This is a genomic window from Flaviflexus equikiangi, assembly GCF_014069875.1.
GTDB classification, from domain to species: domain Bacteria; phylum Actinomycetota; class Actinomycetes; order Actinomycetales; family Actinomycetaceae; genus Flaviflexus; species Flaviflexus equikiangi.
On the sequence record NZ_CP059676.1, the window covers coordinates 1,403,587 to 1,425,398 of the forward strand.

General features: G+C 61.5%; 22 protein-coding genes, 1 tRNA gene and 1 riboswitch. Of the genes, 6 read left to right on the forward strand and 17 right to left on the reverse strand.

Annotated elements, in window-relative coordinates; all coding sequences use genetic code 11:
- Positions 1 to 4: 4 nt before the first annotated feature.
- Genes H2O75_RS11040 through H2O75_RS06600 form a run of 5 tightly spaced genes read left to right on the forward strand, consistent with a single transcriptional unit; the run spans position 5 to position 3,215 of the window.
- Entirely contained in the window at positions 5 to 121 is a 117-nt protein-coding gene (locus tag H2O75_RS11040; protein ID WP_488655873.1) for a DUF8730 family Cys-rich protein, read from the forward strand.
- Between the two features lie 19 nt (positions 122 to 140).
- Positions 141 to 1,556: an MBL fold metallo-hydrolase gene (locus H2O75_RS06585; protein ID WP_182169889.1), complete on the forward strand. Its 1,416-nt coding sequence runs from the start codon at positions 141 to 143 to the stop codon at positions 1,554 to 1,556.
- Between the two features lie 6 nt (positions 1,557 to 1,562).
- Positions 1,563 to 2,327, forward strand: coding sequence for a sulfite exporter TauE/SafE family protein (locus H2O75_RS06590; protein ID WP_182169891.1), 765 nt, complete (start codon positions 1,563 to 1,565; stop codon positions 2,325 to 2,327).
- Between the two features lie 7 nt (positions 2,328 to 2,334).
- On the forward strand, positions 2,335 to 2,868 hold the full coding sequence (locus H2O75_RS06595) for a DUF4395 domain-containing protein (protein ID WP_220462708.1): 534 nt from the start codon (positions 2,335 to 2,337) through the stop codon (positions 2,866 to 2,868).
- 5 nt (positions 2,869 to 2,873) lie between these two features.
- Positions 2,874 to 3,215, forward strand: a complete 342-nt coding sequence (locus H2O75_RS06600; RefSeq protein WP_220462709.1) for a rhodanese-like domain-containing protein — start codon at positions 2,874 to 2,876, stop codon at positions 3,213 to 3,215.
- 19 nt (positions 3,216 to 3,234) lie between these two features.
- Here H2O75_RS06600 and H2O75_RS06605 read toward each other — a convergent pair whose 3' ends face one another.
- The 7 genes from H2O75_RS06605 to H2O75_RS06635 all read right to left on the reverse strand — a co-directional run bounded on the left by H2O75_RS06605 (position 3,235) and on the right by H2O75_RS06635 (position 9,821).
- Positions 3,235 to 5,277: a sensor domain-containing diguanylate cyclase gene (locus H2O75_RS06605; RefSeq protein ID WP_182169904.1), complete on the reverse strand. Its 2,043-nt coding sequence runs from the start codon at positions 5,275 to 5,277 to the stop codon at positions 3,235 to 3,237.
- A 732-nt stretch (positions 5,278 to 6,009) separates the two neighbouring features.
- Positions 6,010 to 6,085 (reverse strand) — tRNA-Ala (locus H2O75_RS06610).
- 73 nt (positions 6,086 to 6,158) lie between these two features.
- The gene (locus H2O75_RS06615) at positions 6,159 to 6,776 is read right to left on the reverse strand and encodes a histidine phosphatase family protein (protein WP_259365213.1); all 618 of its coding nucleotides are present in this window, start codon (positions 6,774 to 6,776) and stop codon (positions 6,159 to 6,161) included.
- The gene (gene rsfS, locus H2O75_RS06620; RefSeq protein ID WP_182169908.1) at positions 6,773 to 7,147 is read right to left on the reverse strand and encodes a ribosome silencing factor; all 375 of its coding nucleotides are present in this window, start codon (positions 7,145 to 7,147) and stop codon (positions 6,773 to 6,775) included. The genes H2O75_RS06615 and rsfS overlap by 4 nt, the downstream gene beginning before the upstream one ends.
- Positions 7,144 to 7,821: a hypothetical protein gene (locus H2O75_RS06625; RefSeq protein ID WP_182169911.1), complete on the reverse strand. Its 678-nt coding sequence runs from the start codon at positions 7,819 to 7,821 to the stop codon at positions 7,144 to 7,146. The genes rsfS and H2O75_RS06625 overlap by 4 nt, the downstream gene beginning before the upstream one ends.
- Before the next feature lie 31 nt (positions 7,822 to 7,852).
- A complete protein-coding gene (nadD, locus tag H2O75_RS06630) occupies positions 7,853 to 8,569 on the reverse strand; it encodes a nicotinate-nucleotide adenylyltransferase (protein ID WP_182169914.1) in 717 nt (238 codons plus the stop codon).
- A complete protein-coding gene (locus H2O75_RS06635; protein ID WP_182169918.1) occupies positions 8,559 to 9,821 on the reverse strand; it encodes a glutamate-5-semialdehyde dehydrogenase in 1,263 nt (420 codons plus the stop codon). The genes nadD and H2O75_RS06635 overlap by 11 nt, the downstream gene beginning before the upstream one ends.
- Positions 9,822 to 9,908: 87 nt before the next feature.
- Between H2O75_RS06635 and trxA the strand changes: the two genes are divergently transcribed.
- Positions 9,909 to 10,271, forward strand: coding sequence for a thioredoxin (trxA, locus tag H2O75_RS06640; protein WP_182169921.1), 363 nt, complete (start codon positions 9,909 to 9,911; stop codon positions 10,269 to 10,271).
- 71 nt (positions 10,272 to 10,342) lie between these two features.
- On the opposite strand, the gene H2O75_RS06645 is transcribed toward trxA, so the two are convergent.
- The 10 genes from H2O75_RS06645 to H2O75_RS06690 form a co-directional block, all read right to left on the reverse strand.
- The gene (locus H2O75_RS06645) at positions 10,343 to 11,242 is read right to left on the reverse strand and encodes an LLM class oxidoreductase (RefSeq protein WP_182169924.1); all 900 of its coding nucleotides are present in this window, start codon (positions 11,240 to 11,242) and stop codon (positions 10,343 to 10,345) included.
- A gap of 233 nt (positions 11,243 to 11,475) precedes the next feature.
- A riboswitch (SAM riboswitch) is annotated at positions 11,476 to 11,578 on the reverse strand.
- 120 nt (positions 11,579 to 11,698) lie between these two features.
- The gene (locus H2O75_RS06650; RefSeq protein WP_182169927.1) at positions 11,699 to 12,322 is read right to left on the reverse strand and encodes a MusI family membrane protein; all 624 of its coding nucleotides are present in this window, start codon (positions 12,320 to 12,322) and stop codon (positions 11,699 to 11,701) included.
- 4 nt (positions 12,323 to 12,326) lie between these two features.
- Positions 12,327 to 13,241: a carbohydrate ABC transporter permease gene (locus H2O75_RS06655; RefSeq protein ID WP_182169930.1), complete on the reverse strand. Its 915-nt coding sequence runs from the start codon at positions 13,239 to 13,241 to the stop codon at positions 12,327 to 12,329.
- The gene (locus tag H2O75_RS06660; RefSeq protein WP_182169933.1) at positions 13,238 to 14,083 is read right to left on the reverse strand and encodes a carbohydrate ABC transporter permease; all 846 of its coding nucleotides are present in this window, start codon (positions 14,081 to 14,083) and stop codon (positions 13,238 to 13,240) included. Before H2O75_RS06660 ends, H2O75_RS06655 begins: the two co-directional genes overlap by 4 nt.
- 93 nt (positions 14,084 to 14,176) lie before the next feature.
- Positions 14,177 to 15,505, reverse strand: a complete 1,329-nt coding sequence (locus tag H2O75_RS06665) for an ABC transporter substrate-binding protein (protein WP_182169936.1) — start codon at positions 15,503 to 15,505, stop codon at positions 14,177 to 14,179.
- 313 nt (positions 15,506 to 15,818) lie between these two features.
- Entirely contained in the window at positions 15,819 to 16,922 is a 1,104-nt protein-coding gene (proB, locus tag H2O75_RS06670) for a glutamate 5-kinase (RefSeq protein WP_182169939.1), read from the reverse strand.
- On the reverse strand, positions 16,919 to 18,433 hold the full coding sequence (gene obgE, locus H2O75_RS06675) for a GTPase ObgE (protein WP_182169941.1): 1,515 nt from the start codon (positions 18,431 to 18,433) through the stop codon (positions 16,919 to 16,921). The genes proB and obgE overlap by 4 nt, the downstream gene beginning before the upstream one ends.
- A gap of 71 nt (positions 18,434 to 18,504) precedes the next feature.
- Entirely contained in the window at positions 18,505 to 18,762 is a 258-nt protein-coding gene (gene rpmA, locus H2O75_RS06680; RefSeq protein ID WP_182169944.1) for a 50S ribosomal protein L27, read from the reverse strand.
- A gap of 17 nt (positions 18,763 to 18,779) precedes the next feature.
- Positions 18,780 to 19,097 (reverse strand): 50S ribosomal protein L21, encoded by a 318-nt coding sequence (gene rplU / locus H2O75_RS06685; RefSeq protein ID WP_182169947.1) that lies wholly within the window; start codon positions 19,095 to 19,097, stop codon positions 18,780 to 18,782.
- A 133-nt stretch (positions 19,098 to 19,230) separates the two neighbouring features.
- Positions 19,231 to 21,753 (reverse strand): Rne/Rng family ribonuclease, encoded by a 2,523-nt coding sequence (locus H2O75_RS06690; RefSeq protein ID WP_259365215.1) that lies wholly within the window; start codon positions 21,751 to 21,753, stop codon positions 19,231 to 19,233.
- Positions 21,754 to 21,812 lie beyond the last annotated feature (59 nt).

Below are 21,812 nucleotides of genomic sequence, written 5' to 3' on the forward strand. Positions count from 1 at the left end.
ACCTATGTGCTCACGAATCACCTGCCACCGCTGCGGCAAGCCGACCTGGACAGGCTGCGGCCAGCACATCGACGACGCTCTCGCGGGCGTGGCCGAGGCCGACCGCTGCTCGTGCAGCTGACCCCGACGAAAGGACACTCATGCTTCTCGAACGCATCTACGACGAAGACCTCGCACAGGCGAGCTACATCATCGGCTGCCAAGCCAAGGGCGAAGCACTTGTCGTCGACCCCCGCCGCGACATCAATGTCTATCTCGACCTAGCCGAGAAGCACGGCATGACGATCACCGCGGTCACGGAGACTCATATCCATGCCGACTATTTGTCCGGCACTCGTGAGCTTGCCGCGAGAACGGGGGCACGCATGTTCGTGTCGGACGAGGGAGGCCCCGACTGGACCTACTCCTCAGCATTCGACGACGCGACGAGGATGAAGCACGGCCACAGCATCAACCTCGGGAACATCACCGTCGAAGCCGTCCACACGCCGGGACACACACCCGAACACATGTCGTTCCTCATCACCGACGGAGCCCAGTCCACCGAACCCGGATTCATGCTGACCGGTGATTTCGTGTTCGTGGGAGACCTCGGCAGACCTGACCTCCTCGACGAGGCCGCCGGCGGCGTCGACACCAGGTTCCAGGGAGCGAAAGACCTCTTCGCCAGCCTCAAGAGCCGTTTCCTCACCCTCCCCGACTACGTGCAGGTTCTTCCCGCACACGGTTCAGGATCTGCGTGCGGGAAAGCGCTTGGAGCGATCGCCTCCTCCACCGTCGGCTACGAACGCATCTTCTCCTGGTGGGGGCCCTACCTCTCGGCAGACGACGAGCAGGGCTTCATCGACGAGCTGCTGTCGGGGCAGCCGGACGCTCACGCCTACTTCGGGCGGATGAAGCGGGAGAACAGGGAAGGACCCGCCGTTCTCGGCCCGCTCCCCGAGCTCATCGACTATACGGCCGAATCCCTCCGGGACGCTCTGGCGGACGACAGCGTCATTCTCATCGACACCCGCCACCACAGCCAGGTCCACACAGGCACGGTGCCCCGGTCGCTCAACGTGCCCGGTGTCGCGAAGGCCGCAAGCTATGGCGCATGGGCTGTCAATCCTGAAGAGGAACAGCGTCCCCTCGTCGTCCTGGCCGAATCGTTGGAGATGGCGACAGCACTGAGAGACCATCTGATGCGAGTCGGAATCGACACGGTCAGCGGCTATGTCACATCCCTCGATGGGCTCGATCTCGTCACGCCCACCGTCGTGGCACCGGCCGATATCGATCGCTATCCGCACGTCATGCTGCTCGATGTCCGCAACAAGACCGAATATGCCGAGGGGCATATCCCCGGCGCGCACCAGCTCTCGGGCGGGCGTGTCCTGTGGAACCTCGACATGCTCCCAGAGGATGGAACGATTCTCACGTACTGTCAAAGCGGGGTTCGCAACAGTGTTGCCGCAAGTGCCCTGCGGCGTGCCGGCTACGACGTCGCGGAAGTCGAGGGCAGCTACGCGGCGTGGGCGTCGATTCCCGGCAACGAACCCGTCCACAGTAACTGAGGCCGAGTGGATCCCATCGTCCTCGCGCTTCTCCTCGCCGCACTCGTCGGCGTCTCCCTCGGCCTGCTCGGGGGCGGCGGTTCCATTCTCACCGTTCCCATACTCACGTATATGGTGGGGATGGAGCCGCGGGAGGCGATCGCCTCATCCCTCTTCATCGTCGGAGCAACGAGTGCAGTCAGTGCCATCGGCCACGCGAAGGCGGGGCGGGTGCGGTGGCGCACGGGGCTGATCTTCGGCGGTGCCGGCATGGCGGGAGCCTTCGCGGGCGGGCTCCTCGGCGGTCTCATACCCGGAGCGGTTCTCATGGTGCTCTTTGCACTCATGATGATCGTGACAGCCACAGCCATGATCCGAGGAAGATCGAACACGTCGGACGCTCCGGCTCGCACAGCATCAGCAACCCGTGTCGTGATCGACGGCTTTGCCGTCGGCATCGCAACCGGGCTTGTCGGGGCAGGAGGAGGCTTCCTCATCGTTCCTGCTCTCAATCTGCTCGGCGGCCTGCCCATGGCTGTCGCCGTCGGCACGTCCCTTCTCGTGATCACGATGAAGTCCTTCGCGGGACTGGGCGGATACCTTCTGTCTGTCAGCCTGGACTGGCCGTTGCTCGCAGCCTTCACCGGCACTGCGATCGCAGCATCATTCCTCGGAGTATCACTCGCGGGACGACTGCCTGAGCGGGCACTGCGCACAGGCTTCGGAATCTTTGTCCTCATCATGGGAGTCTTTGTCCTCGCACAGGAACTACCCGCGCTTTTCACCTCATAGGGGCCACATGTTGACCACCACATCCGATTCACCAATCGGTACGATCATTCCCGGCTACTCAGTACCCGTTATCAACGAACGTGCCGTGCGCGCCGCTGCGGGGCTCCTCTTCTTGGCGGGAGCAGGCGCAGTCGCGCATGAATCGCGGACCTCCCTACAGGCTTTCGGCATGCTGTTCATGGTCGACATGATGATTCGGCTCACGGCGGGAGATCGGTGGTCGCCGAGCTTGGCGGCGGGCCGACTCATCGTCTCCAGGCAGAAACCCGAATGGGTTGGCGCACCCCAAAAGGAGTTCGCCTGGTGGCTCGGCTTCGGGCTCGCCTTCGTCTCGTGCATGAGCATGAGCGTGCTGTCGCTCCCCATGGCTTTCACGATCTCGCTGTGCAGCATCTGCCTCGCACTGCTCTTCGCAGAGGCATCTTTCGGCATCTGCGTCGGGTGCGCTATTGCGGCCAGAGTCGGTTCCACGCCCCAATACTGCGCGGGAGACACCTGCGCGCAGCCTCACTCGGACTCTCAGTCCCGCTCGGAAGGATGACAACCATGCGACGAATAGCGATCCTCACCGCCTTGCTCCTCGGCCTCGTCGGATGCTCGACCGCGACAGAATGCCTACCTGCAGATGTGACAATCATCGACGTTCGAACGTCTGAGGAGTTCGCCTCCGGCCACCTCGAGGGCGCGATCAATATGGATGTCACAGCCGCAGGCTTCGCTGAGGCACTCGAATCCTTGGACCCGGATGACTCCTACGCGGTCTACTGCCGGTCCGGAAACCGCTCCGCCCAGGCAGCAGCGCTCATGCAATCAGCAGGCCTGACAGTCACCGATCTCGGATCGTTGGAGAACGCGGCGGACCTCAGCGGGACCACCATCGTGCGGTAGTGACGCTTGGTCCCCTCTGTCACTCAGAGTGCCGCTGTTCCTTCTGGACGCGCTTGCGCTCGTACATGGCTCTATCCGCGCGGCTCAGGACATCAGCCGCAGAATCGCCCTCCCGGCCGATCGTCATACCGACAGACGCGCTGAGAGAAACTGTTTGAGTCGGAGTCACAACGGGCTCCGAGAGCGTACGGTCGAGACGCTCGACAATCGTTCGAGCCTTCTCATCGCTCACGTCATGGCAGATGACGACGAACTCGTCGCCCGCGAGACGGACGGCGATATCGCCGTCGCGGGTGACGTCCGTCAGCCGCTCCCCCACTGCCATCAGCACCGCATCACCCACCTCATGTCCGAAGCGATCGTTCGTCATCTTGAAATCGTTGACGTCGATATAGATGACGGCAATCGACTCGCACGAGGAGTGCGAGCTTCTGCGATGAAGGAGGCGATCGAGGTGCTCCTCGAGAAAACGCCTGTTGGGAAGCTCGGTCAGAGGATCCTCGTACGCCAATTCTGCCAGTCTCGCCTGTTCACGGGCACGCAGCGCCAGTGAAACGCTGTCGCCGAACGCGTATGCATCCTCGGCGACCTCTCCCCAGGGCACTGACTGGCTCTGGAAGCTCTCCCGCCACGACGCAAAAGAGCTGCGCGGAGACAGCGGCGTGGGCCTATTGCTCGCCGTCTGGTCGCCCAGCCACACCACTTCCCTAGCTGCAGCCACACGGCAGAAGACCAGACAGTCACCATCGTTCACCAGTGGGACGACAAGAAGACCCTCATAGCCCGGCAGATGCTTCGACACCTCCGGATAATCACGCGTGACAGAATCGGTCATGATGCGATCGGTTCCCAGGACATCGAGGGCCGCCTCGATCTCGGCGAGGACCGGCAGGCTGCCCAGCGTGTAGATCTCTCCCTCGTAGCGCAGGAACACAGCATCGCACGGGATCAGCGACCGGATCGACGCCTTCGCCTGCTCGAGGATTCCCTCGAGCGGATCATCCCCATAGAGCGGTGCGAGGATGCGAGCCATTTTCGTCCTCGTCTCCAGCCGACGTGCCATGCGCTCCACTCGGCGCTCTGACGCAACATGCTCCGCAATCACGCGCGCAAGGACCTCGAGTTGACGTCGGGCTGCGATGGGAAGCCGGCGCGGGGATCGGTGCGCGCACGTGATCATGCCGTATAGCTGTCCCTGATAGGTGAGGCTCAAGCTGAGCGTCGCACGCTGACCCATGTTGCGCATGAACTGAAGGTGATGGGAGGAGGCGAGGCGGAGTTCAGACAGGGAGAGGTCGAGCTTGCCCTCGCCCGCCTGCAGGAGAGCATCGCCCGGGTCCTCCGTATCGACGATCATGCGCGAGAGCTTGCGCAGGTAGAGGCGCCTGGCCTGGGCCGGGATGTCGGAGGCGGGGAAATGGAGGTTGAGATATCCCTCCATGTCCTCAGGATGCTCGTCCGCCACAACCTGGCCGTGACCATCCTCGAAGAACGTGTAGCCTAGCACCCTGTCGTAGCCGGTGATACGCCGAAGCACGCGGGCGGCAACCTCCATCGACTCCGAAGCGCCCCGCACCTCGCTGAGTTCGTGGATAGCCCTCGAGATCTCGACGACGCTGACATCCGCCGTGCCCTCCACGATCTCGAACTCGATGACAAGGAGCTCATCGTCTGAAACGCCCTCCCCTACCAGGGTGGAGCGATGGATGGAGAAGCAGCAGTCCTCGCCGAGAATCGAGAGTCGATGCGTATCGTCGTCAACTGCGGGCGTGGCGATCATCGCGGCGAGTTCTTCGTGAACATCGGCGAGATTCGCGCCGAGCCATCCACTCAGCCGCTCGCTCGCAACAACGACAGTTCCGTCGCGCATGGCAATGACGTGACCGTGGGAGCCGACTCGATCGATGAGATGGATCGCTTCAGATGAGCAGGACTCCAGGCGGAGCTGCTCGTCTAAGTCGACTCGAACTCCGGTTCGATGTTCACGAGCCTGCGTTCGCTCGTTCCATGTCTGTTCACCCGACGCGAGTGTTGCTTCGAGGAGATCAACCTGGTCTTTCATAATGTCATCAATTTTCCATCCAGAAGGAACAGAACACCAGCACGTGTCGCCACCGGCACAGTGGCACGAGCTCTCTCTCTTTGCCGATCACCTGAAATAGTCAAAAACAATAATAAGAACTCACTCGATAAGAAACGCGGACACAATCTATATAAACATCGTTAACATCGTTGACATTCGATTCTCTATCATACCCTGTTCGACGAATTCAGAGCCGAAGGATATTGGCGGCTCACATCATGCATGACCCGCGTTGACCACCCACCCACACCCTGCTTCGTGCTGGTCAGAGCATTGGCCAGCACCGTAGCGTATGAATGCCGTTCCTCGACCGCCAACAGCATAAAGTAGCGAGTACCACCGTTCCCGCACGCTTCGAGACAGTAATGATCGCCCGCACCACTCTTGGCCGCGGCGTCCAGACTGGAGCAACAGCACCGCTGGGAGATAGCCGAATCCGCTTCCGGTGCATATCCCGCCGTCCGATATCGATGTCGGCACCGCATGGAACACCGTCAGCATTCGGCTGAGCGCATGCTCCCCCACACACAAGCCGCCTATCGGCACGGTCGCGCAGACTCTCCCCGTGCCATGCCGCACCATCCACTCACACGCACTCGATGACTCAGGCCTCTGACGTTGCGTCCCGAGCTCGTGGAGAGACCAAAAAACCCTTCGAACATCGCATGGTTAAAAGCTGCGATACCCGAAGGGTTCTTTCACTAGAACAAGTGGTGGAGCTAAGGGGATTCGAACCCCTGACCTCTTCCATGCCATGGAAGCGCGCTACCAACTGCGCCATAGCCCCTTGTGCCTCCCTAGTGTAAGTCGAAACACCCCCGCGATGCCAAATCGATAAAGGTGGTGACCGCCACAGGCACTCAGCTGATGTTGTAGCCGTTCAGCCGCCACACCGGCGTCCGGTTCGCCTGGGGAGTCAGAACCGCCCAATGGCAGTTGTCCAGGCCTGCTAAGGGCTGTGCCAGGGAGGGATTCACCCCGAGCATCGTCATGACACCATTCGAGATTGCCCCGCCATGCGACACGACGACGAGGACGCCGTCCTCGACGCCCATCTCCAAGAACCTGTTGCCCCAGTCCGCGATCGCAGCCGCGAAGCGTTGGCCGCAGTGTTCACGGGTCTCAACATCACCGCCCGGTTCTCTCCCGTTTCGCCAAAGCGTCAGACCCTCGGGATCGACGGCGGCGATCTCATCCACCGTCATGCCCTCCCATGATCCGAAGCTCCGCTCCTGGACGCGCGGATCGACGTGAATCTCCTGATTCGTCACGCTTGCGAGCGCAGTGGCCGTGTCATACGCGCGGACGAGATTGGACGAGACGATAGCAGTGGGACCGAGTGCGGCTATCTTCTTCGCGGCAGACCGCGCCTGTGCGCGACCGGAGTCGTTGAGCGGGTAGTCGCTTGCGCCCTGAAGGCGCCGCTGCTTATTGAGATCGGTTTGCCCGTGACGCCACAGAACGAGCTGTGAGATCAACGCTCGCCGTCCAGGTCCGACACGTCAATCGACGGGCAGTCCCCCCACAGCTTCTCCAGCGCATAGTACTCGCGGTCTTCGTCCTGCTGAACGTGGACGATGATGTCCCCGTAGTCGACGAGAACCCAATGGGCTTCACCCTCGTAGCCTTCGCGCCGAATACGGCGCACGCCCTCCTTATGAAGGGCTTCATCGATGCCGTCGACAATGGCGCGAACCTGTCGGCCCGTTTCGCCTGAGGCGACGACGAAGACGTCGGTGAGGACGAGCCGTTCAGAGACGTCGATTGCGACGACGGAGGTCGCCACCTTTTCGAAGGCGGCAGCCGCGGCGACGCGAGCTTTTGATATGGATTCGGGGGTAGCTGTCACAACGCTCCAGGGTAGTGGTGGATCGCGGCGGATGCCGCGGCGGCGGAATCCCCGCCGGAGAAAATCAGTGATCCGAGAAGGATGCCGACGCCGAAGCCAACGATGATGAGGAGGAGGAAAAGAACAATGGTCTTCCACCGGCTCGGTTCAACGAACTCATCGTCAATGGACTCGGCCGTATCATCGTCCTCGTCTGTCGGTGGTTTGGCCTTGAGCTTGGCACGGAGAGCGTCCGCGAAATCGGACTCCTCCACAGCTGCGTCCTCGTCGAGTGCCGAGGCGAACTCGTCGTCGCGCGCCAGTACTGGTGATGGTCGGTCGGACTCGGGCTGATCGGAATCCTGCGAGAAACGATCGAAGACGCTCGTGCGTTCCGGAGCGGCCTGCGGCTCGTCATCACCACTCTCAGGAGCCGAGTCGGGCGTCGCTGGAGAAGCCAGATCCCCGCCGAGCATCGTAGCCTCGGCAGACTGCTGCGGAGTGAAGGCCGCCGTCTCCGGGCCACCATCGTGCTCAGCGGCAGGCGCCTCAGGCAAGGGATTGTCGGCTGAGCCGATCGGAACATCCGGTGTGGTCACGTCTTCGTGGGGTGAACGATCCTCAGATTCTGCCTCCTGCCGTGGCTTGAGAAGCCCGGCTTTTCGCATTTCGCGCCGCGACATCCGCTCGCTCATCGGTTCTCCTTCGCTCGACCTACAGATCAGTCTATCGTCCCGCGCGCTGCCGTGCCGCCCTAGCGGGCTGTGACACGCGAGGAATGCGGCTGGGCGAGTAAAGCCCATACTTTCGAATGTACTGGACCACACCATCCGGCACGAGATACCAGATAGGGACGCCGATCTTCTCGCGCTCACGCACGTCCGTCGACGAGATCGCCATGGCTGGCACCTCGATGACGGTGACGCGATTCTCGGGGAGCCCGTTCGAGGCAATGGTGTGGCCGGGTCTGCTGACACCGACGAAGTGCGCAAGGTCCCACAAACCAGGAGCATCCTTCCATCCAAGAATCTGGGGAAGAACATCGGCGCCGGTGATGAAGAAGAACTCGTCGTCAGGATAGATCTCTCTCAAGTCCCGAAGAGTGTCGATCGTGTAGGTGAGACCTGCCCGATCGATGTCGACCCGGGACACGGAGAACCGAGCATTCGACGCCGTTGCGATAACGGTCATGAGGTAGCGGTATTCTGCAGGGGATACTTCCCGCTCCTGCTTGTAAGGCGGCTCCCCTGTCGGCACGAAGATCACCTCATCCAGGCCGAACCGGTGCTGCACCTCCGAGGCGGCGACGAGGTGGCCGTGATGAATCGGGTCGAAGGTGCCGCCCATGATCCCGATCCTGCGCCTCAGATTATCGTTCGGGTGAGGTGCCTCGATCCACGCGAGGTCATGTTCGGCCGTGACGGGAAAGCCGCTAGCGGACATGCCCCGCACCTTCGACAACCCACGTCGTCGTCGTGAGCTCAGCAAGCCCCATCGGACCCCTCGCGTGCAGCTTCTGAGTCGAGATGCCGATCTCAGCACCGAGACCGAGCTCCCCGCCGTCGGTGAAACGGGTCGAGGCATTGACCATGACAGCAGCCGAATCGATCGACGCGACGAAGCGGTTCGCATCAGCGACCGAATCGGTCACGATCGCCTCAGTGTGGCCCGAGGAGTGGACACCGATATGCTCAATCGCCGCATCCACCGAATCGACGATCGCGACCGCCATGTCCATCGACAAGTATTCGCGATCCCAATCGTCCTCCGTCGCATCAAGCACATCAATACCCACTGCGTGTGCGATGGTCTTCGCGCCAGCATCGGCGTGCAAGGTGACGCCCCGCTGGGAAAGTGCGGTGAGAACTTCTGCAGCGCCCGGGAAGTCCCGGTGCAGGAGAAGCGTCTCGGCCGCGTTGCACACGCCCGTTCGGTGCGTCTTCGAGTTGAGGGTGATCGCGATGGCACGATCGATATCGGCATCAGCGTTGATGAACACGTGGCAGTTGCCGACCCCTGTTTCGATGACGGGAACGGTCGAGTTCATGACCACGGACTGGATGAGGCCCGGACCTCCGCGCGGAATGAGGAGGTCGATATAGCCGCGCGCCTTCATGAGCTCCGTCGCGCCCTCTCTCCCCCACTGATCGACGGACGCGATCGCATCCGCCGGGATGCCGACGGATTCGACGGCGTCCCTCATGAGAGACACGAGCACCTCGTTCGTCTCCTCGGCCGCGCTGCCGCCGCGAAGGAGGACAGCATTGCCGGATTTCAGTGCCAAGCACGCCGCATCGACCGTCACATTCGGGCGGGCCTCGTAGATCATGCCCACCACTCCCATCGGCACTCTCACGTTGCGCACGGTCAAACCATTCGGAAGCGTACGGCCGACAACCACCTCACCGACGGGATCCGGGAGCGCCGCAACATCGCGGACCGCGTCCGCGATGTTGGCAATACGCTCGCTCGTCAGAGTGAGACGGTCCACGAGGGCCTCCGTCAGCCCGTTCGCCACGCCCTTGGCAATATCGCGCTCATTGGCCGCGACAATCCGCGGTGCGTGGGCCTCAAGTGCTGATGCGATCGCGGCCAGCGCCGCATTCTTCGTCGTCGTTGACGCGCTGCGGAGAACCCTGGCGGCGCCGCGCGCCTTCGTTGCAAGCTCTCGAACGTCATCTCTCGTGTTCGTCATGAGAGTAAGCGTATAGGGAATTAAACGAAGGTCCACCCCGTTACAGGCCTTGTATCACGAAAGATGACTAGAGAAGGATTGTGAGACATGGCGACCGTCGAGATCACGAAGGACAACTTCACCGACACCGTGAAAGAAGGAACCGTGTTCCTCGACTTCTGGGCAGAATGGTGCGGCCCGTGCCGCCAGTTCGCTCCGACGTTCGAGGCTGCCTCTGAGAAGCATGAGGACGTGACGTTCGGGAAGGTCGATACCGAGGCTGAGCCGGAGCTCGCGCAGAGCTTCCAGATCATGTCGATTCCGACCCTCATGGTCTTCCGTGACGGCATCAAGATCTTCGAACAGGCAGGCGCTGTGCCGGCCTCGGCGCTCGAGGACCTCGTTGGTCAGGCGCAGAAGCTCGACATGGATGCTGTGCGCGCACAGATCGCAGAGCAGCAGGGGAACTAACGCTGGCGTGGCAGAAGGGGGAGCACATTGAACTGCTCCCCCTTCTCGTCGTGCTTACTCGGCGCTTTCTGTTACTCCGCGCTTTCCGCGCTTCGGCGCGCACGCAGGAGAGGAAGCACGCCGCAGACGGTGGACGCGAGATCTGTCGGCAGTGAGCCGGGCAGGATCGTGAACGCGTCTGCCGCGCCGAGATCTGTCCACGACTCGATGTGATCGGCAACGTCGTGGACGGTTCCGAGGACCCGCGCGGCGCCCTCCGCGTACCGATCGGCACCGATAGCCGAGATAAGGTTCGCGCGTTCCTCCGCATCCATCGCGCAACCGGACACGATCATGAAAAGGTCGGAGACGACCTGGAGATCCCGGCCCTGCTCGAGAGCGGCCGAGCGCAGTGAGTAACGGATTTCGCGGGCTGAATGAGGGTCTGCCTCGCGCAGGCGGACCCGATCGAGCACACTGCCGAGTGCCGTGAGATCGATGCGGGACGCTGTTTCACCCGTCAGGGCGACAGTCACGGGCGTACCGTCCCTGTGCGCCGCCGCGATCAGGCTGATAACCGGGCCGAGGTCATCGCCGGTGACGAGAATCTCCAGCCCGACACCCGTGTCCTTGACTGCTTCAAGCGCGGCCTCTCCTACCGAGTCGGCTGTCACCGAAGCGAAAATGGGGCCCGTGATCTTCGATGTGAGCTTGACGCTGGCACGCACTGCGTCGAGACGGCAGTCTCGCAAGTGAAGGTCTGAACGGAGGAGGAAGCTCGAGCCGAGCGTCACCGCTGCGAGACCATCGCTCAGCGCGGCGCTTGTCATCGAGGCGAGTCTTGGAAGGTTGCACGTCTCGACGGGAAAGTCCTCGCCGAAGTCTGATGAGCTGTCGAACACCTCAACGCCGAGGGAGGACAGGTCGATGCTGATAGAGGGGACTTTGAAACTGAGCCGTGACTGTGACGATGATGGCAGTTGGATAGTCATCTTCTGATCCTTGGGTATAGCAAATGGGCTCCCTATGGAGCTGAGTGAAGGTGCATAAAGCGAGGCGGGATGCTTCCCGGGCAGATCTCGTTGGCCGGATCAGGCCATGGACTTATGCCACATAAACATTCGACGAAGTCGGAACGGAGCCGATACGGGGGCAGAATGCCGTGTCGTCTGGGTGTTATTCGTGAATGTCATGATATTTTCCTTCGTGCTCTCCACCGCGGACGGTGCTTCGCTTGCCAAGTAAGGCCTGGTCGTCACCCGGGGCACCCCTCGCACGTGAGGGGTTGTCGACCAGCTAGCCGGGGCTCTCTGCTGGTTCTCTGGACCACCGCCAGAATAACACGAGCTCGGGTCCGTATGTCAAGACACGCCCGCCCAGTAGGTGAGATCGACTGGTGTGAGCATGAGAAAGTCCCCATACCCGAGGGCATGGGGACTTTCATTCGCCTAGAAATTTGCCGAGACCTGCCGCTCGATGAGGAGGTCATGGACGTACAGAGTCGCCGCAGGAAGAATCACCATATTCGCGAAGATCAGGATGGCGATGATGTCCACATTCATGTAAAGAAGCAAAGGCTGAACGCCGAGAGTCGCGAGGCACACGAGCGTGCGAGGGAGGTATCCAATAGCGAGAATCGCCGATCTTTTTGCGACATCGGCGAGCGGCTTCTCTGACTGGCTGATGAGGGGGAAGAACCAGATCGCGAAGCACACGACGAGCACGACCCCCGTCAACGCCACCACCGTGGCCGCCGTCCCGGCTGCACCCAAGTCCATGCGACGAATGGCCCAGATCTCCCACGCCGATACGAGAAACGCGAGGAGGATGAGAAGCCAGACGATTGTTGCCCGGGCGAACGACGTGCGGAAGCCGGTCCAGAACGCCTTGGCGGGCGACGATCCCTCTTCCCGGACCTGCTTGAGCAGGGCCGCGTGAGCGCCGGCAAGTGCTGCGCCGGCGGTCACGACTGGAAGGCTGAAGATCAGAAGCAGCACATTGACGATGATGGTGTCCGTGACGGACACCAACCCGTTGTAGAACTTCGAATCGGGTGCAAGCCACCCTGCCATACGGTCAGCCCTTGACCGAGCCGGCAACGACGCCCTCGATGATGTGCTTCTGCGAGAACAGGTAGAACACGACGATCGGAATGATCGCAAGGACGAGCATTGCCATCATCGCGCCCATGTCCCGGTTGCCGTTGGAGCCGACCAGCATCTGCACCACCACGGGGATCGTCTTGTATCGGGTGGAGAGGCCGATGACGAGATATGGCAGAAGGTAGTCGTTCCAGATCCACATGGCGTTGAGGATCGCGACCGTCACGGTTGTCGGCTTGAGAATCGGAAGGACGATCCGGAAATAGTTCTGGAGCGGTCCACAGCCGTCGATGTAGGCAGCCTCTTCGATCTCGAGCGGAATGGACTTCACGAAGCCGGAGAAGATGAAGACGGACAGGCCTGCGCCGAAGCCGAGATACAGCACCACCATGCCTGCAGGATTGGCCAGGCTCAGCATGTCGGCGATCTTGACGGTCGGGAACATGACCATCTGGAATGGGATGACCATCGAGAACACGAACATGTAGTAGAGCATCGACGTCCACCACGTCTTGACGCGCGTGATGTAGTACGCCGTCATAGCGCTGAGCAGGACAATCGTGGCGACGGATGTGACCGTGATGAGGAACGACCAGAAGATCGCCTCGAAGAAGCCGGTCCGTTCAAGACCTGTCGTGTAGTTCGACAGCCCTGCCCACATGTCGCCCAGTGGGAGCGAGAAGGGGTCGGAGCTGATCGAGAACTTCTGTTTGAACGAGTTGATGATGATGAACAGAATGGGCCCGAGGAAGACGACGACCAAGAGGCATAGGACAACGTAGTAGAAGCCCTTGCGCGCACCGAGCTGCTTCCGGCTTGGATCAGGATTGCCCTTCTTCTCGGGGACCTGACCGTCGAATGATTCGACTGTTTCGATAACCGCGCTCATGCCTCGACCTCCTTGGTTCGTGTAGCTCGCAGCTGAAGGAATGCGACGGCGACAACGATAATGACGAAGATGACGGCCTTGGCCTGGCCTACACCTTCCTGCCCGACTCGGGCAAACATTGTGTTAACGATGTTGAGAGCAACCATTTCGGTCTTCGACTGGGGCGCACCATTGGTGAGCGCGAGGTTCTGGTCGAAGAGCTTGAATGAACTCGACAGCGTGAGGAAGATACAGATCGTGATCGTCGGCATGATGACGGGGATCGTCACATGCCGCAGGATCTGCCACCTGCTAGCGCCATCGATCTCGGCCGCTTCGGTCAGCTCCGGCGGAACAGCCTGGAGGCCTGCGATGTAGATGATCATCATGTAGCCGACCTGCTGCCAGTTGATGAGAAGGATCAAACCGACATACCCGTATTCCCAGTTGGACACGATCGTCGTCCCGTAGTTTGCGAGAACGGCGTTGATCATCGACTGCCACGTGTAGCCGAGCACGATGCCGCCGATCAGGTTCGGCATGAAGAAGACTGAGCGGAAGAAGTTGGTGCCGCGAAGCTTCTGCGTGAGCATGCGCGCGATGGCGAAGGCGAACAGGTTGACGGTGAGTATCGAGACCGTCACGACGAGGAGAGTGAACGTGAAGGAACTCGTGAATCCTTGATTCTCTTCCAGTGCCCGCTGGTAGTTGGCGAGTCCGACCCACTCCGCGTCAGTGATCGTCGTGAACGATGAGAATGACAGGTAGATACCTATAAAGAACGGCAACAGGAACGCGATCATGAAGGCAAGGCCTGTTGGCGCGACGAATATGGGGAAGTATTTCTTCAGTGTTCTTTGCATCGGTGTCCGTCTCCCGCTGTAAAGCGCCGTCGAGACGCTTGAACGTTGAGTAGCCGGGGCGGGCGGAATCACCCGCCCCGGCATCAATGGCTATTAGCCGAGGTTGGCCTTTTCGCGGGCCCAGGAGGTGATGAAGGTGTCAGTCACTTCATCCCATTCGATGTTGCCGGACGCGTACTGAGCAAGCGACTGACCGAACTCTTCCTTGAACTGCTGCGACGGGAAGGTCGTGAAGACCCACGGAATCGCCTCAAGGTCGGGGTTCGTCAGGTAGGTGCTGATCTGGATCGCGAGCGGATCGTTCGGGGTGGAATCGCCGAACGCCTTGAACGGAGCGATGAATCCGAGATCCTCGGTCACGTAGGTCATGCCGGTCTCAGAGCTGAAGAGCCAGTTGACGAAGTCGATCGTCGCCTGCTGATCGGCTTCAGATGCCTTGGCGTTGACGGCCATGAATGCCTCGGTGCCGACGTTGATGCCCATGGATTCTTCGCCTTCAACGCCGGTGTAGATCGGCATGAACTTGATGTCCTCTTCGGCGACGACGTTGCCTTCGATGTCCTTGATCTGGCTCCAGGCCCAGTTGCCGTTCTGGACGATCGCGGCCTTGCCGGTTGCGAACTCCTGCATGGAGTCGGTGACCGTCTTGGAGGGGGTCAGCGCCGGCTCAACCGTGGAGTTGGTCAGGTACAGGTCGAAGATGTTCTTGTAGTTGTCGCTGTAGGTGAAACCGATTTCCTGCATGTCGGTCACACCCTCGTCGCGGTACTCGTAGAAGACGGGGATGTTCGCAAGGTGGGTCTGCCAGCGCCAGTCCTCGCCGGAGGCGAGCGACGTCACGGCGAAAACGCCGTCGATGCCGAGCTCGTCCTTGCGGGCCTGCATGTCGTCAGTGACTTCCTTGAGCTTGTCGAAGCCGTCGATCTCGTCGACCGATGAAGCCTTCGCACCATCGAGCGCGAAGTAGTCGTCGAAGATCGCCTGGTTGTAGATCAGGCCATAGCCTTCGACGGCGAGGGGCACACCGTAGACCTTGCCGTCCTCTCCCTTGAGCGCGAGGCCCGGATCGTTGAGATCCTTGGCGAAATCGGTGTCATCGAGTTCGAGTGCATAGGACTGCCAGCTCTTCAGGCCCATCGGGCCGTTGATCTGGAAGAGTGTCGGAGCGTCGGACTTCGTGACTTCCGACTTCAATGTCTGCTCGTACGTACCGGAGGCGGCTGTCACGACCTTGACCGGAACGCCGGTCTCCTCTTCGTAAACCTTGGCGATCTCCTTGTAGGTCTCCTCTGACTCGGGCTTCCAGTTGAGGAAATAGACCGAGCCCTCATCGTCTCCGCCGTCGGATCCGCAGGCGGCAAGGCCGCCAAGTGCGAAAGCGGCGACTGTCATGAGCGAGACGGCGCGCTTAGCGTTGAACATGTGTGTCCTCCCTTGGACATCAAGTTGATTCATCGGCACCATTACCGACGTCGTGATTCAAGTTCTGCCCGTAACATAGCGTTTAAGGAGGAACTGTCACACGATTAACTTAATCATTGCACAAACTTTTCCCAGTGACCAAGTCAACAACCCGTCAGGGAGTAGACCCGGTACCGACACGGCAATCCGCTCAAACGCCCTGGTCCTTGTCTTACGACGCTGGCTGGATCCGTGCGCTGGTGCTATGACCGTGTAAGACCAGGATACTCCTACCCGGGACTAAATTAGACATTTGTGGATCGAGTGTGCCGATTCAATGTCGCAGGAGAACCATATCGTCGACATGGACGGCCGCGCGGCCCACTCCGGACCTGCCGGCAGCTTCGCGCAGGCTCTCCGAATCCCAGCCGGCAAGACCTTTGGCGACGAGGTCCCCTCCCGGACCGATGATGTCGATCGGGTCCCCCGGGTCGAAGGTCCCGACGACGTCCGTGATACCGACTGCCAAGAGCGAGTTCCCGCCGGACTCGAGAGCCGCAACAGCTCCACTATCGAGACGCACCTGTCCACTCGTCTGGGCAGCATGCGCGATCCAGAGTGCTCGAGCATTGGATTTGTTGCCCGTCGCAGCGAACCATGTGCCGACGGCTTCGCCCTCGAGAGCGGCACCGAGGTTATCGGCTGACGTGACGATCGTCGGGATACCGAACGCCGTTGCCATCCGAGCAGCGGTCACCTTCGTCGACATTCCGCCCGTCCCGAAAGCGCTCCCGCGCCCGGTGATAGAATAGTTCTGCAGCTCGCTCATGTCCCCGACAAATCTGATCGGGCGCGATCCCGGCTCTGATGGAGGTCCAGAGTACAAACCGTCGACGTCTGTCAACAGGAGCAGGAAATCGGCGTTGATCAGGTGCGCGATAAGGGCCGCTAGGCGATCGTTGTCCCCCAGCCTCAGCTCCGAGGTTGCGACAGCATCGTTCTCGTTGACTATCGGGATGATGCCGAGCTGAAAGAGCTTCTCGAGTGCCAGCCTGGCATTTCGATAGTGGCTCCGACGAATGACATCGTCGGCGGTCAGCAGCACTTGGCCGATCCCGATGCTGCGCCGCGCGAAGCGCTCCGCATACTCTTTCATGAGATGCGGCTGTCCCACCATGGCCGCGGCCTGGAGCCCCGACATGTCGGAGGGACGTGACGCGATGCCGAGATGACCGACGCCGGCGGCAACAGCACCCGAGGAGACGAGCGCGAATCGCTGATTCCTGTCGTAGGCGTTCGCCAACGTTTCCGATAGTGAGTCGAGCCTGTCGCGATTGAGCGTGCCGTCCGGGTTCGTCAGAGAGGACGAACCGATCTTGACGACGAATCGGGGGGCTCTCGATACCAGTGCCCTGTTAGCAAGCGCCCTCTTCATCATGCGTCAGGATCCGTCCAGACACCCGAGTCCCTCTCCATCCACAGCTCCTGACGTGCGGCCTCCTTCGCGTCCATCTTCTCGTAGAAGGACTCGCGCTTATCGCGTCGGGTCGGCCGGTCTGTCTGTTCGAAGCGAAGATCGCTGCCGCGCGGGCCGAGAAGCTCCGCACCGGTCGCCATGGTGGGCTCCCAGTCGAAGACGACGCCGCCGTCGACGGGTCCGATCACCACGGGATCGCCGGCCAAGGCGCCCGCTTTCGCGAGCTCGTCCTCGATACCGAGCTTTGCGAGGCGGTCAGAGAGGTATCCAACGGCCTCATCGTTGGCGAAGTCGGTCTGGCGGACCCACCGCTCGGGCTTCTCGCCAACAACCTGGTAAAGCGGTCCGCCGGTGCCGCCGAGCTTGTTGATGACGAAGTCTTGTCGCTTGCCACGGGGAACTGGCCGAATGACGATCGGAGCAGGATCCTCCTCGGGCTGGCTTGCTCGAACGTCTTCGACGAGTGCGGCGAGAGCGAAAGACAGCTCCCGCAGGCCCTCGCGGGACACTGCAGATACAACGTGCACCGGGTACGTGGTGCGCAGGTCCTCCGCGACGAACTCGGCAAGCTCCTTGGCTTCCGGCACATCAGCCTTATTGAGGACGATGAGTCGTGGTCGCTCCATGAGCGGCACGTGTCCGTGAGTCGGGGGTATCTGCTGCGAGTAGATGGAGAGTTCGTTCTCGATGATGTCGAGATCGGTCTGCGGATCCCTATTGGGCTCGAGCGTCGCACAGTCAAGGACGTGCACGATCACGGCACACCGTTCGATGTGGCGCAAGAACTCGAGTCCGAGACCCTTGCCCTCGGACGCCCCGGGGATCAGGCCCGGAACGTCGGCGATCGTGTAGCGGACTCCCCCGGCATCGACGACGCCGAGATTCGGGACGAGCGTCGTGAACGGGTAGTCGGCGATCTTGGGACGCGCAGCGGACATGGAGGCGATGAGGGAAGATTTCCCTGCCGATGGGAAGCCGACGAGAGCGACATCGGCGACGGACTTCAGCTCGAGGACAACCGACACCTGCTCGCCGAGATCACCGAGGAGGGCAAAACCGGGGGCCTTGCGCTTCGGCGAGGCAAGCGCGGCATTGCCGAGACCGCCGTGACCGCCCCTCGCGAGGACGTATTCCGTCCCGACGCCGACAAGGTCGGCGAGCACATCGCCGTCGAGACTCTTGACGACGGTGCCGCTGGGCACACCGAGGACGAGGTTCTCTCCGCTCTTGCCGATACGGAGATCACCCTCCCCCGGTTTCCCGGAGGGCGCGCTCTGGTGGGGTGAGCGGTGATAGCTCAGCAGTGTTGTGACCTGCGAGTCGACCTTGAGAATAATATCGCCGCCGTTGCCGCCGTTCGCCCCGTCGGGACCGCCGAGCGGCTTGAACTTCTCACGGCGCACCGAGACGCAACCGTTGCCGCCATTCCCCGCCTGTGCGTGTAGAACAACCCTGTCAACGAATGTCGCCATCGTTACCTCCAAATATGGCAGATGGGGTGGACGGCCTAGAGCCGTCCACCCCATCCTGAAAAAACTTTAGCTCAGGCGGAAACCGGAACGATGTCGACGACCTTGCGATCGCGACGGGTGGCAAACTCGACAGTGCCGGTGGCGAGGGCGAACAGAGTGTCGTCCTTGCCGCGGCCGACGTTGTTGCCGGGGTGGAACTTGGTGCCGCGCTGGCGGACGAGAATCTCGCCTGCGCTGACAAGCTGGCCGCCGAAGCGCTTAACGCCGAGGCGCTGTGCGTTCGAGTCGCGACCGTTGCGAGTTGAGGATGCACCCTTCTTGGTTGCCATGGTTCAGCTCCTTTGGTTTAAGCGATCGAGGTGATCTTGACGCGGGTGAGCTGCTGGCGATGGCCCATGCGCTTCCGGTACCCGGTCTTGTTCTTGTACTTGATGATGTCGATCTTCGGGCCCTTTTCGGCGCGGACGATCTCACCGGTCACGGTTGCGGAGATTCCGTCCGCAGACGTGATGACCTTATCGCCTTCGACAAGCAAGATCGGCTCAAGCTCGACCTTGTCACCGGCCTCGCCCTCGATCTTGTTCATGACGACAATGGAGCCGACGGACACCTTTTCCTGGCGGCCGCCAGCCTTGACAATCGCGTAAGCCACGTTGTTGCTCATCTCTGGTTGACGTATGCGGACATAAAAGTCTTGTGCCCGGGTTAGGCACCGACGTCCTATCCTACGGGACTCGGTCTTGTCTGACCAAGCCTGAACCCGTGTTGGACAGGAGTTTGTGCTGTGGTTTTCAGCACTACTTGACGGGGAAGCTCATGATGGCGGGCGTCGAGCCGGAAGCCGGGATGATCGTTCCCGACGAGGCGACGCGGCGCTTCTTCCGCGTCTCATCGACCGGCTTCGGCTCGGGCTGAGTCTTCTCAACCTTCGGCTGGGCCTTGGCAGGAGCCTGTACGGGCTTCTTTGCGGGCTTCTCCGCCACGATGATAGCGGGGCCGGATGAGCCTGTCACGATCGTTCCGGATGATGCGACGCGGCGCGACTTGCGCTCCTGAGGCTGCACAGCCGGCTTCTGCTCCGCGTGCTGGACGGGAGCGGTCTGCGCCTGGACCGGTGTGATCCTGCCCGTCTGGACGGGCTTCTCGACGTCGCGGCGGACCGGTTCAGGGGTGCTCTCGGGCGCCGAATCGACGACATCGCGAGACTTCTTGGACTGATTGGAGCGATTCGATGAGTCTCCGCGTGAGCCGCGTGATCCTCTCGAGCGCCGGGTCTGCTTCGGCGCCTCCTCCGGATTCTCGTCACGATGCAGCTGTGCGGCGGCTGCTGCGATCGAGGCGAGAGCGGTCTTGACCTCTTCTCGCTTAGCCGGATCATCATCAGCGGCGGGCGACGGAGCGGCTGCCGGCGCCGGGGCCGGTGGCTGCTTCGCCGGCTTGCTCTTGGGCGTTGGTTCACCCTTCTCGACGGCGTGCGTGTGAATGTTGTAGCCGCGGCCTTCGCAGTGCTCGCATGTTGACGAGAACGCTTCGACGAGTCCCTGGCCGACACGCTTACGTGTCATCTGGACGAGTCCCAGCGAGGTCACCTCTGCGACCTGATGGCGCGTGCGATCGCGGCCCAGGCATTCGATGAGTCGGCGCAGGACGAGGTCTCGGTTCGATTCGAGGACCATGTCGATGAAGTCGATGACGATGATGCCACCGATGTCACGAAGCCTCAGCTGGCGGACGATCTCCTCAGCGGCTTCGAGATTGTTCTTTGTGACTGTCTCTTCGAGTGTTCCGCCCGAACCCGTGAAGCGCCCGGTGTTGACGTCCACCACTGTCATCGCCTCTGTCCGGTCGATGACGAGGGAGCCGCCGGAGGGCAGGTAGACCTTGCGATCCATCGCCTTCGAGAGCTGCTCATCGACTCGAGCATCTGTGAAGATATCCTTGTTCTCGACCCATTTGTGGACGCGATCATCGAGTTCCGGGGAGAGCTCGTGGACGTATTCCTTGATCGTGGCGTACGTGTTCTTGCCCTGGATGTAGAGAGATTCGAAGTCCTCGTTGAAGACGTCACGCACCACGCGGACGGCCAACTCAGGTTCACCCTTGAGGAGTGCGGGAGCGGACTTGGCGCTCTTGATCTTCGCCTGGATATCATCCCACTTGCGGGTGAGGCGCTCGACATCCTTGCGCAGCTGGTCCTCTGTCGCGCCTTCAGCGGCTGTCCTCACGATCACGCCGTGCTCGGGCGGAACGATTTCCTTGAGGAGCTTCTTCAGCCGCTGGCGCTCCCTATCGGGAAGCTTGCGGGAGATCCCGGTCATGGCACCGGACGGCACGAGGACGAGATGACGGCCTGCGAGGGTTATTTGCGCTGTCAGGCGGGCACCCTTGTGCCCGATCGGATCCTTCGTCACCTGGACGAGTACAGACTCACCGGACTTCAGCGCCGATTCGATACGTCTCGGCTTGCCCTCGAGTCCCGCAGCCTCCCAGTTCACCTCTCCGGCATAGAGCACCGCGTTGCGGCCCTTGCCGATATCGACGAAGGCGGCCTCCATGGACGGGAGGACGTTCTGGACGCGGCCGAGATAGACGTTGCCGACCATCGATACCTGGGTGTGACGTGCTACGTAATGCTCGACAAGGATGTCGTCCTCGAGGACGGCGATCTGGTTGAGACCGTCCTGCTCGCGGACGAGCATCTTCCGGGACACTGCCTCGCGGCGTGCGAGGAACTCGGACTCGGTGATGGAGTGACGACGGCGGCCGGCTTCACGCCCGTCGCGACGCCGCTGCCTCTTCGCCTCCAGTCGAGTCGACCCCTTGAGGGCAGTCACCTCGTCCGAGGAGGTGGACCGCCTGCGACGGCGCCGCCTCGTCGTCGTGCCGAGCTCGTCATCGTCCGAGGACTCGGGAGCCGAGTCGTCGTCATCCGTGTCATCTGAATTCGCTTCGCCCTCGTCGGACGCGCGCGAGGAGCGCGAGGATCGGGTACGAGTCCGCGTCCGCGTCTGCGGCTCGCTTTCCTGGTCGTCCTCAGCCTGATCAGCTGCGGCATCGTCTGCGGATTCGGTCGTCTCCTCGGCCTGGTCGACCTCGGTTGACCGTCCGCGGCCGCGCGATCCGCGCCTGCGAGGCTTACGCTCATCATCCTCGTCGTGTTCGGGATTCTCGTCGACCTGCTTGGCGGGCCGGCGGTCCTCCTGACGCACCGGACGGCGGACGACGTGCGTGGGGTCTGGCTCTTGGAAGAGGAGATAGGTCGCTGGCAGCGCCTTCGGCTTTGTTGTCTCTGTCGTACTGTCGGACTGTTCTTCGGTCATCGGGACTCCTGTCCGGAAAGACGGCACGGAAGCCTTCCCACGTATATCGCCGTCGCTGC